Source organism: Streptomyces sp. NPDC006283 (assembly GCF_040613325.1).
Classification (GTDB): domain Bacteria; phylum Actinomycetota; class Actinomycetes; order Streptomycetales; family Streptomycetaceae; genus Streptomyces.
On sequence record NZ_JBEXRZ010000082.1, the window covers coordinates 16,518 to 29,796 of the forward strand.

Genomic DNA, 13,279 nt, shown 5'->3' on the forward strand with positions numbered 1-13,279 from the left:
GTCTCTCCAGACGGGCAGGGGTGCCGGGTCAGTTGGCCCAGGGGAGCGGGGAGTCGGAGGTGCCCCAGTACAGGGACTTCTGGCGCTGGTAGGCGCGGATCGCGTCGCGGCCCTTCTCCGTCCCGAGACCGCTGTCCTTCCATCCGCTGAACGGGGTGGAGGCGCTGAACTGCTTGTACGTGTTGATCCAGACGGTGCCCGCGTCGATGCGCCGGGCGAGCCGCCAGGCGGACCGCGCGTCACGGGTCCAGATGCCGCAGGCCAGTCCGTAGACGGAGTCGTTGGCCTGGCGGACCAGGTCGTCCTCGTCGTCGTAGGGCAGCGCCACCAGCACCGGGCCGAAGATCTCCTCCTGGCACGTGCGGGAGGTGTTCGGCAGTCCGTCGAGGACGGTCGGCAGGTAGTACGCGCCGTCCCGGTACTGCTCGCCCTCGGGTGCGGACCCGCCGCACAGCACCCGGGCGCCCTCGGCGCGGGCCAGGTCCACATAGGCGGCGACGGCGTCGCGGTGCCGGTGGTGCACAAGCGGGCCGACCTGGGTGGCGGGGTCGGTGCCGGGGCCGACGCGCAGCTTGCGGACCCGCTCGACGAGTTCGCCGACGAAGGAGTTGTAGAGCTCGCGGGCCACGAACAGCCGTGAACCGGCGATGCAGGACTGGCCGCTGGACGAGAAGATCCCGAACAGCACGCCCGCCAGGGCCTGTTCGACGTCCGCGTCGGCGCGCACGATCGTCGGAGACTTGCCGCCGAGCTCCAGTGACGCGGGAATCAGCTTCCCGGCGGCCGCCTCGGCGATCGACCGGCCGGTCTCGGTGCCGCCGGTGAAGCCGATGCGGGCGACCAGCGGATGGCGGACGACGGCGTCGCCGACGATCCGGCCGCTGCCCGGCAGGACCGACAGCAGCGCGGTGGGCAGGCGGAACTCCTCAAGCGCCCGGGTGATCAGCCGGCCGAGGGCCAGGGAGACGAGGGGGGTCCAGGCGGCGGGCTTGAGGAGGACCGCGTTCCCGGCGGCGAGCGCCGGAGCGATCTTCTGGGCGTCGCTGGCGATCGGCGAGTTCCAGGGGTTGATCGCTCCGACGACGCCGATCGGTTCGTACACGCTCATGGTGAGGTACGGGCCGCGGGCCGGGGTGAGCGACTCCTCGGCCGTCTCCAGGACGGCCGCCATGTACCGGAAGGTGCCGGCCGCACTCAGCGCGAGCGCCCGGGTCTCGGCGAGCGTCTTGCCGGTGTCGGCGGTCTGCAGGGCCGAGAGCTCGTCGGCCGCCTCCTCGGTCAGGTCGGCGATCCGGTGCAGCAGCCTGGCGCGCAGGTGGGGGAGCAGGTCGCGCCAGGCGGGGTCCGCGGCGGCGGCAGCAGCGGCCTCGGCCGCTTCGGCGACCTCCTCGGCACTGGCGGAGTGGAGGGTGGCCAGCACTCGCCCGGTCGCCGGGTCGACGGTGTCCAGGGGCTCGCCCGCGCCGCGCCGCCACTGGCCCGCGATCAGGATGTCGGTGGGGAAGTGCGGCACGGCGGGACCTCCGGGCGGGACGGGCGGGATGGGCGGGACGGGCGGGGTGACGGCTCAGGCCCTGCGCGGTGCTCGGGCAGGCTGTGCTGTCGAAGTGCTAGAAATCTAAGGGCTTAAGTTTCTTCTGGCAAGACCTCTGAGGCGAAATCGTTGTCGGGGAGGCCTTGAGCGTGGACTCTGTCGCGTTGAGGATGGCTGTCGAGTGAGTGAATCTAAGATTCCTAAGCTCTTAACCATTGACCGCTTAGATACAGGACCCTACTGTCTCCGCAACTCTCTGTTCGCGGAAGGACCCCTCCATGACGACTGTGGCCGGCAAACCAGCCCTTGGCTCCATAGCCGCGAGACTCGAACGACTGCCGCACTCGCGCTGGCACGTCAAGGTGCGCTTCCTGATCGGCGCCGTCACCTTCTTCGAGGCGTTCGACCAGCTGTTGGCCGCCTCCGCTCTGCCCGTCCTGATGAAGGAATGGCACCTGACCACCGGGCAGGCCACCTTCGCGGTGACCTCCGCCTCCATCGGCATGCTGCTGGGTGCCCTGGCTGCCGGCTGGCTCGGTGACCGGATCGGCCGCGTGCGCACCGTCGCCCTCGGGGTCGCGATCACGGGCCTGGCGAGCCTCGCCGTCGCCTTCTCCGACGGCATCGGGACCTTCTCCCTCTTCCGGTTCGTGCAAGGCCTCGGCATCGGCGGCGTGGTGCCCGTCGCCGCCACCTACATCAACGAGATCGCCCGCTCCGACAAGCGAGGACGGTTCGTCCTGCTCTACGAGATGATCTTCCCGGCCGGTCTGGCCGCGGCCACGCTGGTCGCCGTGTGGGTCGTCCCCAACCTCGGCTGGCGCGCCATGTTCGTCATCGGCACCCTGCCGGTGTTCATCGCCGCCGCGCTGCCCCGCCACGTCGAGGAGTCCCCGCGCTGGCTGCTGGCCCGCGGGCGGACCGAGGAGGCCGAGGCGGCCATCGCCCGGATCGAGGCGCAGGTCGCCCGCGCCAGTGCCGAGCCGCTGCCGCTGCCCGCCTCCGACGTGGTGGAGGACACCGCCCGGGGCCGGATGCGCGACATCTTCCAGGGCCGCTACCTGCGGCGCACGGCCGTCCTGTCGGGCCTGTGGTTCGTCGCCTACTACGTCAACCACGGCATCTCCACCTGGCTGCCGTCGCTGTACACCAAGCAGTTCGGCCTCGACCTGAGCACCGCGCTCGTCTACACCCTGCTCAGCAACGTCACCGGCCTGCTGGGCACGCTGATCGTCGCCCTGGTCATCGACCGGATCGGACGCAGGCCGGCGCTGATCGCCGCGCTCGGCGGCACCGTGCTCTCGCTGGGCGTGCTCGCCCTGGCCGGGGCGACGTCGGGCGGCCAGGTCGCCGTCTTCGCCTCCTGCACCACGTTCTTCCTCTACGCGGTCAACGCGGGCCTCTACCTGTACTCGCCGGAGCTGTACCCCACCTTCAACCGGGCCAAGGGCGCCGCGTTCGGCGGACTGTGGAACCGGCTCGGCGTCGTCGTCGGCCCGATCACGGTCGGGGCGATCATCGGGGCGGGCGGCAGCCTCTCCCTCGTCTTCGCCCAGCTCGCCCTCGTGGCCGCCCTCGGCGCGGCGATCGCCTGGTTCGCCGTCGAGACCAAGGGCAAAACGCTGGAGGAGCTCAACTCCTGAGAGGTCCGAGACACCGGCAAGGGGCCGGTGGCGGGGAGCAGCATCCACTGCGCCCCCGCCACCGGCCCCTTGGGCCATCTCCGGGCGGTCTTCTCGGTCCCGCGACGCCGGCCACGGCACCTCGCCGTGTTGTCGCCAGCCGCCCACGTACTCCCCCAGCCTGGCGGCTGGGAGGTGCCCCATACGTATGAGGCCGATCCTCCGCCTTGCGATGGGTCCCTCCCCTCGGCCCTGGCGGGCCGGGGGAGCCCCATGCATCTGACGCCGGGGGCTGATCCTCGAAGATCAACCGGACTGGCCCTGTGCCGTCGCACGGCCGACGAGGCGCTCATGCACCGAGCGCGGTGCCCACGGTGCCGAGGAGCGATGCCAGCCGACGCCGGTCCGCCGGGCCCAGGGGAGCCAGCAGCTCCTGCTCCCGGGCCGCCCGTGCGGTGGCCACCCGTCCGGTCAGGGCGAGGCCCTCGGGGGTGAGGCGGAGCCGGACGATCCGACGGTCGGTGTGGTCCCGCTCCCGCCGGATCAGCCCCGCCGCCTCCAGCCGGTCCGCGTGCTGGGTCAGCCCGCCGGCCCGGACCGCGGTGCCGGCCGCGACCTCACCCATGGTTCTCCGGTAGGGTTCGCCCGCGTCCCGCAGCACGGCCAGCACCTCGTACGCGGCCAGGCTGACGCCGTACGCCTGCAAGGTCGCGCCGATCAGCGCCTGGTGCCGCCGGGACACCTCGTCGAGGCGGGCGAGGAGTGCCGACGGCGAGTCGCCGGGCGCCCCGGGCGCGGGCGGAGCCGGGGCGGGTACGGCGGGGGAGGGGGCCGGGGGGACGGCGCCGGGCCCCACGGCGGCGGTGTCACCGGGCGGCCGCCCGCGTGTGGTGTCACCACCGAAGGCGCAGCCGAGCACCTCGGCGAGGGCGGGGGCCAGTTCGGCGGTCGGGACGGACGCCGCCGGTTCGTGCGCGAAAAGATAGCGCTCCATGATCACGCCGAACAGGACGCTGCGGACGAGTGCCACGCGCACATCGGCGCCGGGGGTGTCGCCCAGCAGCTGCGCCAGCGGCTCGCCGACCTGCTTCTCCAGGATCGTGCGAAGGAGCTCGGCACTCGACGGATGGTCGAGCGCCGAGCGGATGAGGGCGGGCCAGGGATCGTCCTCGGGCAGCCGGTCCCATCGGTCGAGGTACGCCCGGGCCAGCGCCCCCGGCACATCGCCCGGGTCCTGCGCCGCCGTGGCCAGCACGTCCTCGCTGACGCCGCTCCCGCTGCCGACCGCCGCGCGGAACAACCCGTCCTTGGTGCCGAAGTACGCCATGACAAGGCCCGGCGTCACGCCTGCCTCGGCGGCGACGGCCCGGACGCCGACGCCCGTGTAGCCGTGGGCGCCGAACAGCCGGCGGGCCGCGTCGAGGACCGCCCTGCGGTTGCCTTCCGGGTCGTGGGAGCCGGGGCGGCGCTTGCTCTCTTTTTCCACCGCCTCAGATTAAACGGGTGTTCAACAGAACGACCGTTCAAAAATGGTCACGTCATGTGCACCGGTCCGGTCCGCTGCCTGAGGGGGATTCCGCTGCCGCCGCGCCGTACGGCGACGATCTCGGCCATCACGGACACGGCTGTCTCCTCCGGTCCGCGGCCGCCCAGGTCGAGCCCGACCGGCGACCTCAGCCGCCCGATCTCCGCCTCCGTCGCACCGGCCTCCCGCAGCCGCGACAGCCGGTCGAGGTGTGTGCGGCGGCTGCCCATGGCCCCCACGTACCCGGCGGCGCTGCGCAGCGCGAGCCGCAGGACCGGTACGTCGAAGCGGGCGTCGTGCGTCAGCACGCACACCGAGACCGAGGCGTCGACCCGCGCTTCGTGCGCTCGGAAGTAGCGGTCGGGCCGGTCCGTGACGACCTCGGCATCGGGGAAACGCGTCGCCGTGGCGAAGGCGGGCCGGGGGTCGCACACCGTCACCCGGTGACCGAGAACGGCGCCGATCGCCGCCAGCGGGCGTGCGAACTCGGCGGCTCCGAAGACGAGCAGCCACGGGCGGGGAGCGAAGGACTGCACGAGCAGCCCCCGCGGCGGCGGGCACCCGGCCGAGCCGTCTGCGTCGGTCGCGTCCGCGCAGGTCACCAGGCCGCTCTCGCCGCGGGCCAGCAGGCCCTGCGCGGCGAGGGCCGCCGCCCGGTCCGCTCCGGGGGCGCCCAGTGAACCGTCAATGCGCCCGTCGCCGACCGCCAGGCTGCCGCCGCCGTCCAGAGGGGTGACCAGGGCGACCGGGACGCCGGTGGCGAGATCCGCCGCGACCCGGCCGAGGGGCGCCTCGGGGCCGATCTCCCGAATCAGTACCTCGATGGTCCCACCGCAGGTCAGCCCCACCGCGAAGGCGTCCTCGTCGCCGACGCCCCAGCGCTCGAGCACCGGGCCGGCACCCGCCAGTACCTCCTCCGCCACGGCGCAGACGGCGGCCTCCACGCAGCCGCCGGACACGCTGCCGGCGACGCGGCCGTCGTCGGCCACCAGCATCGAGGCGCCCGGGCCGTGGGGGGACGAGCCCCAGGTCCGGACGACGGTCGCCATGGCGAACCGGGTCCCGCAGCGCTGCCAGGCGGCTGCCTGGTCGATGACGTGTCGCATGTCGCTCACCTCGGGCCGGGAAATCTGCGGCAGCCTCTTGCCAAGCAGAAACTTTAGTGTAAATCATTTTAGGTACTAGATAGATGTCTCGGTGAAGCATCTCCGTCACAGCGAAACCGGGACACGACGACGACCAGAGAGGCCCGGTGGCAGCAGGTTGAAACCCACACCCTTCGACTACACCGCCCCGACCACCGTCCCTGAGGCCATCGCCCTCCTGGCCGACGACAGCCGCGAGGCCAAGGTGCTCGCCGGCGGCCAGTCGCTGATCCCCATGCTGAACATGCGCCTCGCCAGGCCCGAGGTCCTCGTCGACGTGACCCGTATCCCGGAGCTCGGCCGACTCGCCGTCGACGGCTCCGGGGCGCTGCACATCGGCGCCGCCGTGCGCCAGGCCCGCGCCGCGTCCGACCCCGCGGTCCAGGAGGGATGGCCCCTGCTCGCCGCCGCGATCGGGCACATCGGGCACCCGCAGATCCGCAGCCGGGGCACCGTCTGCGGCAGCCTCGCCCACCACGATCCCGCCGCCGAACTGCCCACGGCGGCGCTCGCCCTGGACGCTTCCGTCGTGATCGCGGGACCGCGCGGGACCCGGACCGTCGCCGCCGAGGACTTCTTCATCGCCACCTTCTCCACCGCCTGTGCAGCGGACGAGCTGGTCACCGAGGTCGTGCTCCCGCCCCTTGCCCCCGGCCACGGCTGGGCCTTCGAGGAACTGACCCGCAGACACGGCGACTTCGCGACCGTCGGCACGGCCGTCCTGCTGGAACGCGACACCGCGTCGCACACCGTGCGCACCGCCCGCGTGGTCTTCTGCGGCGCCGGCCCGGTGCCCGTACGCCTCCCCGCCGTCGAGGCCGCGCTCGTCGGCAGCGACGCGGGGGAACGGGCCGTGACCGCCGCCGCCCGCGCCGCGCTCGAACACCTCGCCCCCTCCGACGACATCCACGCCGGCGCCGTCTACCGGCGCGAGGGCGCCGCCCACCTCCTCGTCCGCGCCTGCACCACCGCATGGGAGCGCTGCTCATGACATCCCCCGTACCCTCCGCCCCGCCGGCCGCGCCAGCCGCCTGCCGCCCACCGGACTTCGTGCGGACCCCGCCCCTGGCCGAGCCGTCCGCCTGGCACCGGATCGATGTGACGGTGAACGGCCGCGCCGTCGCCGCCGAGGTCGAGTCCCGGCTGCTGCTCAGCGACTTCCTCCGAGACCGGCTCGGCCTCACCGGCACCCATGTCGGCTGCGAGCACGGCGTCTGCGGCGCGTGCACCGTCCTCGTCGACGGCGAGCCCGTGCGGACCTGCCTGACGCTGGCCGTGCAGTGCGAGGGCGCCGACATCCGCACCGTCGAAGGACTCGCCCCCGGCGACACCCCGCTCACCCCGGTGCAGCGCGCCTTCCACGAGTGCCACGGCATGCAGTGCGGCTTCTGCACCCCCGGGTTCCTGATGACGACGACCGCCCTGACCGAGCGGCCCGAGCGGCCCGACGGCGACCAGGTCGCCGACGCGCTCGCCGGCCACCTCTGCCGCTGCACCGGCTACCGCAACATCCGCCGTGCCGTGGGCCAGGCACTCGACGACCGCTTCGGGAAGTGACCCCCATGTCCCGCACATCCCCTGAAGCCCGGCCGGCCGCCGAACACACCAGTGACTGGATCGGCCGCAGCGTCCCCCGCGTCGAGGACGACCGCCTGCTGCGCGGCAACGGGCGCTACGTCGACGACATCGCCCTGCCCGGCGCCGTGGAAGCGGCCTTCCTGCGCAGCCCGCACGCCCACGCCCGCATCGTCTCCGTCGACGTGAGCGCGGCTCTCGCCGCCCCGGGTGTCGTCGCCGTCTGGACCGGCGACGACGTGGCGCACCTGCCGGCCATGCTCAACAAGGAGGAACTGCGCACCCCGCCGGGCCTCGCCGAACTCCTGGACCCCCTGGTGCGGATGACGCCCATGCCGCTGCTCGCCCGCGACAAGGTGCTGTACGTCGGCCAGCCCGTCGCCGTCGTCCTCGCGGAGAACCGCTACCTCGCCGAGGACGCCCTCGAACGCGTGGAGGTCGGCTACGACCCGCTGCCCGTGCTCGTCGACCCCGGCCATGCACAGGCTACGGACGCGCCCCTGCTGCACGAGGACCTTCCGGACAACACCGCCGTCGCCGTCGCCACCCGCGTCGGCGACCCGGACACGGCGTTCGCCGGGGCGCACGCCGTGGTCCGCGAGCAGTTCGAGGCGCACCGCTACGTGGCCTCGCCGATCGAGACCCGAGCCGTGTCGGCACGTGTCGACCCGTACAGCGGCCGGCTCACCGTGTGGTCCGGGACCCAGACCCCGCACCGGCTGCGCGAGGCGATCGCGCACACACTCGCACTGGACCCCTCTGCCGTCCATGTCATCGCGGCCGACGTCGGCGGCGGCTTCGGACAGAAGGGCATCCTCTACGTCGAGGAACTGCTCGTCCCCCACGCGGCACGACTGCTGGGCCGCCCGGTGCTTTGGCGCGAGGACCGCAACGAGAACCTCACCGCCTCCTCGCACGCCCGAGAGCAGACCCACCACATCGAACTCGCCGCGGACGCCGACGGCCGCCTCATCGCCGTGCGCGACCGGATCACGGTGAACTTCGGCGCGTACAACATGACCGGCCTCGTCGTGCCGTACAACTCGCTGTGCCATCTGCTCGGGCCCTACCGGATCCCGAACGTGGACATCGACGTCACCGGCGTTCTCACCAACACCGCGTTCGCCACGCCCTACCGGGGAGCAGGCCGCCCCGAAACGGTGTTCGCCATGGAACGGGCCATGGACCGGCTGGCCGCCCGTCTCGGGATCGCGCCGGAGGAACTGCGCGCGCGCAATCTCGTGCGGCCCGAGGAGATGCCGTACGCCACCGGCCTCGTGGACCGCTCCGGCAGAGCGCAGTCGTACGACTCCGGGGACTTCCCCGAACTGCTGCGCCGCGCCGTGGCGCGCGTGGACCCGACCGCGGTCCGCGCACGGCAGCGGGAAGGTGCCCGCGACGGACGCCGCGTCGGCATCGGATTCGCGATGTACATCGAGGCCACCGGACTCGGGCCGTTCGAGACCGCCCGCATCGACATCGCCCCGAACGGCAGGGTGAAGCTCGCCATCGGCGCGCCCTCCCAGGGACAGGGGCACCGCACGTCCATGGCCCAGATCGCCGCGGACGCCATTGGCGTCCCCCTCGGGTCGATCGACGTGGTCGGCGGCGACACCGACGCCACCCCGTTCGGGGTCGGCACCATCGCCAGCCGGGCCCTGGTCAACGCGGGCAACGCCACGCACCGGGCCGGACGCCTGGTGCGGGAGAAGATCATCGAGGCGGCGGCCCGCCGCCTCGGCACACCGGCCGCCGCCCTCGTGCTGGTCGACGGCGTGGTGCGGACCGAGGAGCCCGGCGGCCCGGCGATCGACCTCGCCGAACTCGCCGGACGTGCACCGCTGCCGGGCACACCCGAGCCGACCGACGGCCGGCACGGCACCGAACTCAGCGAGACCGTCCACTTCCGCCCACCGGGATTCGCCGTCGCGAGCGGAGCGCACGCGGCCGTCGTCGAGGTCGACGAGCACACCGGCGCCGTCGACATCCTCCACTACGTCGTCGTCCACGACGCGGGCGTGATCGTCAACCCGATGATCGCGGAGGGCCAGGTCACCGGGGGCATCGCCCAGGGCATCGGCGGCGCGCTCCACGAGGAGATGATCTACGGCCCCGACGGCCAGCCCCGCACCGGCACCTACATGGACTACCTGGTCCCGACGTCCTCGGAGATCCCCGACCTCGACATGGACGAGATCGTCAGCCCCAGCCCGATGAACGACCTCGGCGTCAAGGGCCTCGGCGAGGGCGGCGCCATCGCCCCGCAGGCGGTCCTCGCCAACGCCGTCGAAGACGCCCTGCGGCCGCTCGGCGTCGTCGTGCGCCGCGGCCCGCTCTCACCGAGCCGGGTGCGCGATCTCGTGCGCGCGGCAGCCAGGGGCTGAACCCGCCGTTCCCTCACCCGCGATTGCCGGCCGCGGCCACCGTGCCGACGGCCGAGGCGGCGGCGATCCCCTTGTCGTTCCCCTCCTCCCCCTCACCGGATTGGACCCCCATGCAGCTCGACCACTCGTTCACCGTCGCCGCGGACCCCGACGACGCCTGGAAGCTCTTCCACGACCTCTCCCGGGTCGCCCCCTGCATGCCCGGAGCGGTGCTGGACACGCTCGACGGCGACACGTTCACCGGACGGGTCAAGGTCAAGGTCGGCGCCGTGCAGATGAGTTACCGGGGCTCGGGCACCGTCCGCCGGGACGAGCCGGCCCGCCGCGTGCTCCTCGACCTCACCGGCAGCGAGACGCGAGGCGCCGGCACGGCGTCGGCCGCCGTCACGGCGACGCTCACCGCCGAGGGGAGCGGCACCCGCGTGCGGGTCCGCACGGACCTGGACATCACCGGGCGCCCCGCCCAGTTCGGCCGCGGCATCATGACCGAGGTCGGCGACCGGATCGTCCGGCAGTTCGCCGACCGTCTGGAGAACCTGCTGCGCGAGGCGGGCCCGGACGAGGCGGCCTCCGCCACCGCTCCGGCGGCCGCCTCGTCCGCCACCGCCACCGCCACCGCCACCGCCACCGCCACCGCCACCGCCACCGCCGAGCCCGAGGCCGTGGACCTGGGCGCCGCGGCCCTGCCCGTGCTGCTCCGCAAGGCCGCCGGACCGGCTGCCGCGGTGCTCCTCGCGGTCGTGGTCGTCCGGATGGTGACCCGCAGGGCCCGCGGCTGACCCCCGCCGCCCGGGACGGCCACCCCCGCGCTCTGCGGCCGTCCCGGCCCCTGTCGTCTCCTCAGCGGTAAGATTCTCAGCGCCGTGAGAAGCCGGAGGGGTGCCGGCGGAGTTGTACGAGGGGAAGACGATGGCTGCATCGAAGCCGGCGGACCACGACGCCGTGGCAAAGGTGATCGACGACTGGGCCCGCGAGCGGCCCGAGCTGGACACCAGCCCGCTGGAGGTCCTCGCCCGGCTGCACCGCTCGTTCCTGCGCTACAGCACCCGGCTCACCACGTCGATAGAACGCCACGGCCTGTCGGTCGCCGGCTTCGACGTGCTCACCGCCCTGCGCCGCGCGGGGGAGCCGTACCGCCTGACCGCGGGGCAGCTCGCCGACTCCGGGCTCGTCTCCTCCGCCGGCGTCACGCTGCGGATCGACCGGCTGGAGAAGGACGGCCTGATCGTCCGCGAACGCGACGCCGAGGACCGTCGGGTCGTCTACTCACGGCTCACCGACAAGGGGCTCGCAACGGTCGACACGGTCTTCGCGGAGCACCTCGACAACGAGCGCCGGATGCTCGGCGGCCTCTCACCCTCCGAACGCCGGCAGATCGCACGGCTGCTGCGCAAGCTCGAGGACTCCATCCTCGCGTCGGACGACGAGCCGCAGGAGTCCTAGAGCCCTCGCCCGGTGCCCGAGCACCGACGCCACCGCGCCGCATGCCCCGCGCCGCATGCCGCCGCGCGGGCGACTGGCAGACTGCCCGGCGGGACCGCGACGCGGCGGGCCCGACCCGCTGCCCCCGAGAGGGAGACTCATCATGGCCAGGACGCCCGACGTCGGCACCCCCGCCCCGGACTTCACCGTCCCGGGAACCCTCCGCACCTCCGCGGGCCCCGAGCGGAGCGAGTACACGCTCTCCGCGCACCGCGGCAGCCCGCTGGTCCTGGCCTTCTACCCGGGCGACAACACGGCTGTCTGCACCCGCCAGCTGTGCTCCTACACCTCGGAACTCGACCGCTTCAAGGACCTCGGCGCCACCGTCTGGGGCATCAGCCCGCAGGGCCTCGACAGCCACGAGGGCTTCGCCGAGCAGTACGACCTGCGCTTCCCCCTGCTGGCCGACACCGAGCGCGAGGTGGCCCGCGCCTACGGCATCGCCGTGCCCGGACTCGGCCTGCGGCGTTCGGTGTTCGTGCTGGACGCCGAGGGTGTGGTCCGCTGGAAGCACGTGGCGCTGGCCGGGCTCTCCTTCCAGAACGTGGACACGCTCGCCGAGCGGATCGCCGAGGCGACGGCGGTCCGCGCCGACGGAAGACTCCACGGCGACCAGTAGAGGCGGTCCCCGGTGCGGGTCGCGCACGTGAGGAACGGGACACGAACCTCGAAGCCCGCCGTACCTGGAACGGGGAACCAACCAAGTGGCCCGGGCACATGGGAAAGTGTGCCCATGTGGTCGCGACTGCCTTTTGGCGACGAGTTACAGGCCGATCTGGGGCTGCCTCGGCGCTCTCGCCGGTTGAGCAGCAGCCCGCGCTCACGTGTGTGGCGCGTCGAGCTGGCCGCCGGACCGGCGGTGGTGAAGCAGATCGTCTCGGGAAACGATGCCGATGAGCGATACGCCCGCGAGGTGGCCGCTCTGCGGCTCGCTTCCCGGGCCGAAGCGCCGGTGGTGCCTGCCCTGCTGGGCGCCGATCCCGGGGAGCGGGTCCTGGTCCTGCAGTACCTGGACCACCAACAACCGTCCCCCGACTGGATCGTCGGGTATGCCGCAGCACTGGCGCGCCTTCATGCCTCCGCCGGCCCCGAAGTCGTCGACGTGCTGCCCCGGTGGACGGGCCCCGACGATGCCGATGCCGACGCCTTTCTCCGGCTGGCCGACGCTCTCGGGACTCCCGTCGCGCCCGGCGTCCCTGCCGAGCTGGAGGCACTCGTCCACAGGATCCGCCAGGCACCCGGGCGGGCCCTCCTCCACGGGGACCCCTGCCCCGGTAACGACCTGCACACCACCGGTGGTGTCAAGTTCATCGACTTCGAACAGGCGTCATGGGGCAGCGGACTGATGGAACTCGCCTACCTGCGCATCGGCTTCCCCACATGCTGGTGTGTCACCTCCGCTTCCCTGGCGCTGCTGAACCAAGCAGAGAACGCGTACCTGGAAACGTGGCGCTCCGAGACCGGCACCGACCTCCACCTCGATCTCGTCGACGCCTGCGCCGGCTGGCTGCTCAGGGGGGAGGCGCTGGTCGAACGCGCTCGGCGCGGCAGCACCGACCACTTGGCCCGCATTCCTCACCGGGACTGGCAGTGGGGCACCGCGACCGCCCGGCAGAGGCTCGCGCACCGCCTGGCTGTCGTCAGTCGTATGACCGCCGACCACGCCGACCTGAAGGGGCTGAGCAGACTCAGTACGCACATGCGTCAACGGTTGATCGCTCGGTGGCCCACGATCCGGCCGGTTCCGTCCCAGCGCCCCCGAACATGACAACGGCCGAGCCGACCCGGCCCGAGGCCGGTCCAGACCCGGAAGCACTCCCGGGCCTGGACCGGCCCGCCCCTAGAACGTGAGGTTCCAGGCGTCGATCCGGCCCGTGTCCTGCGACGCCACGTCACGGACGCGCAGCTTCCAGGTGCCGTTCGCCGCCTCTGAGGAGGCGTTCACCGTGTACGTCTTCGCGACATTGTCGGCGCTGTCGCCGTTCGGGAAGTCTTCCAGCGTGTAGACCGTC

General features: G+C 72.9%; 12 protein-coding genes. 8 read left to right on the forward strand and 4 right to left on the reverse strand.

The annotated features are described in order from the left end of the window. Positions 1-28: 28 nt before the first annotated feature. Entirely contained in the window at positions 29-1,513 is a 1,485-nt protein-coding gene (locus tag ABZ070_RS18700; protein ID WP_356635135.1) for an aldehyde dehydrogenase, read from the reverse strand. Between the two features lie 299 nt (positions 1,514-1,812). On the opposite strand from ABZ070_RS18700, the gene ABZ070_RS18705 reads away from it, so the two are divergent. Further along, positions 1,813-3,177, forward strand: coding sequence for an MFS transporter (locus ABZ070_RS18705; protein ID WP_356635137.1), 1,365 nt, complete (start codon positions 1,813-1,815; stop codon positions 3,175-3,177). Between the two features lie 328 nt (positions 3,178-3,505). Here ABZ070_RS18705 and ABZ070_RS18710 read toward each other — a convergent pair whose 3' ends face one another. After that, the gene (locus tag ABZ070_RS18710) at positions 3,506-4,642 is read right to left on the reverse strand and encodes a TetR family transcriptional regulator (RefSeq protein WP_356635139.1); all 1,137 of its coding nucleotides are present in this window, start codon (positions 4,640-4,642) and stop codon (positions 3,506-3,508) included. A gap of 47 nt (positions 4,643-4,689) precedes the next feature. Further along, the gene (locus ABZ070_RS18715) at positions 4,690-5,787 is read right to left on the reverse strand and encodes an XdhC/CoxI family protein (RefSeq protein WP_356635141.1); all 1,098 of its coding nucleotides are present in this window, start codon (positions 5,785-5,787) and stop codon (positions 4,690-4,692) included. Positions 5,788-5,944: 157 nt separating this feature from the next. Here ABZ070_RS18715 and ABZ070_RS18720 point away from each other — a divergent pair, with 157 nt between their 5' ends. From ABZ070_RS18720 to ABZ070_RS18750, 7 genes are all read left to right on the forward strand, one after another. After that, positions 5,945-6,817, forward strand: a complete 873-nt coding sequence (locus tag ABZ070_RS18720) for a xanthine dehydrogenase family protein subunit M (protein ID WP_356635143.1) — start codon at positions 5,945-5,947, stop codon at positions 6,815-6,817. Beyond that, positions 6,814-7,383, forward strand: a complete 570-nt coding sequence (locus ABZ070_RS18725; protein WP_356635145.1) for a (2Fe-2S)-binding protein — start codon at positions 6,814-6,816, stop codon at positions 7,381-7,383. Before ABZ070_RS18720 ends, ABZ070_RS18725 begins: the two co-directional genes overlap by 4 nt. 5 nt (positions 7,384-7,388) lie before the next feature. Further along, the gene (locus tag ABZ070_RS18730) at positions 7,389-9,785 is read left to right on the forward strand and encodes a xanthine dehydrogenase family protein molybdopterin-binding subunit (protein ID WP_356635147.1); all 2,397 of its coding nucleotides are present in this window, start codon (positions 7,389-7,391) and stop codon (positions 9,783-9,785) included. 110 nt (positions 9,786-9,895) lie between these two features. Continuing rightward, positions 9,896-10,564, forward strand: a complete 669-nt coding sequence (locus ABZ070_RS18735; protein WP_356635149.1) for an SRPBCC family protein — start codon at positions 9,896-9,898, stop codon at positions 10,562-10,564. Between the two features lie 130 nt (positions 10,565-10,694). After that, complete coding sequence (locus ABZ070_RS18740; protein WP_356635151.1) at positions 10,695-11,228, forward strand: MarR family transcriptional regulator; 534 nt, start codon at positions 10,695-10,697, stop codon at positions 11,226-11,228. 142 nt (positions 11,229-11,370) lie between these two features. Beyond that, on the forward strand, positions 11,371-11,886 hold the full coding sequence (locus tag ABZ070_RS18745) for a peroxiredoxin (RefSeq protein WP_356635153.1): 516 nt from the start codon (positions 11,371-11,373) through the stop codon (positions 11,884-11,886). Between the two features lie 114 nt (positions 11,887-12,000). Continuing rightward, entirely contained in the window at positions 12,001-13,035 is a 1,035-nt protein-coding gene (locus ABZ070_RS18750; RefSeq protein ID WP_356635155.1) for an aminoglycoside phosphotransferase family protein, read from the forward strand. 72 nt (positions 13,036-13,107) lie between these two features. On the opposite strand, the gene ABZ070_RS18755 is transcribed toward ABZ070_RS18750, so the two are convergent. Beyond that, positions 13,108-13,279: proprotein convertase P-domain-containing protein (locus tag ABZ070_RS18755; protein ID WP_356635157.1), on the reverse strand; the 172-nt coding region annotated here is incomplete at its 5' end.

Excerpts from the sequence above, each read along its gene's own strand:
- ABZ070_RS18705 (WP_356635137.1), top strand. The coding sequence starts at position 1,813 with ATGACGACTGTGGCCGGCAAACCAGCCCTTGGCTCCATAGCCGCGAGA.
- ABZ070_RS18715 (WP_356635141.1), bottom strand. The coding sequence starts at position 5,787 with ATGCGACACGTCATCGACCAGGCAGCCGCCTGGCAGCGCTGCGGGACC.
- ABZ070_RS18725 (WP_356635145.1), top strand. The coding sequence starts at position 6,814 with ATGACATCCCCCGTACCCTCCGCCCCGCCGGCCGCGCCAGCCGCCTGC.
- ABZ070_RS18730 (WP_356635147.1), top strand. The coding sequence starts at position 7,389 with ATGTCCCGCACATCCCCTGAAGCCCGGCCGGCCGCCGAACACACCAGT.
- ABZ070_RS18735 (WP_356635149.1), top strand. The coding sequence starts at position 9,896 with ATGCAGCTCGACCACTCGTTCACCGTCGCCGCGGACCCCGACGACGCC.
- ABZ070_RS18740 (WP_356635151.1), top strand. The coding sequence starts at position 10,695 with ATGGCTGCATCGAAGCCGGCGGACCACGACGCCGTGGCAAAGGTGATC.
- ABZ070_RS18745 (WP_356635153.1), top strand. The coding sequence starts at position 11,371 with ATGGCCAGGACGCCCGACGTCGGCACCCCCGCCCCGGACTTCACCGTC.
- ABZ070_RS18750 (WP_356635155.1), top strand. The coding sequence starts at position 12,001 with ATGTGGTCGCGACTGCCTTTTGGCGACGAGTTACAGGCCGATCTGGGG.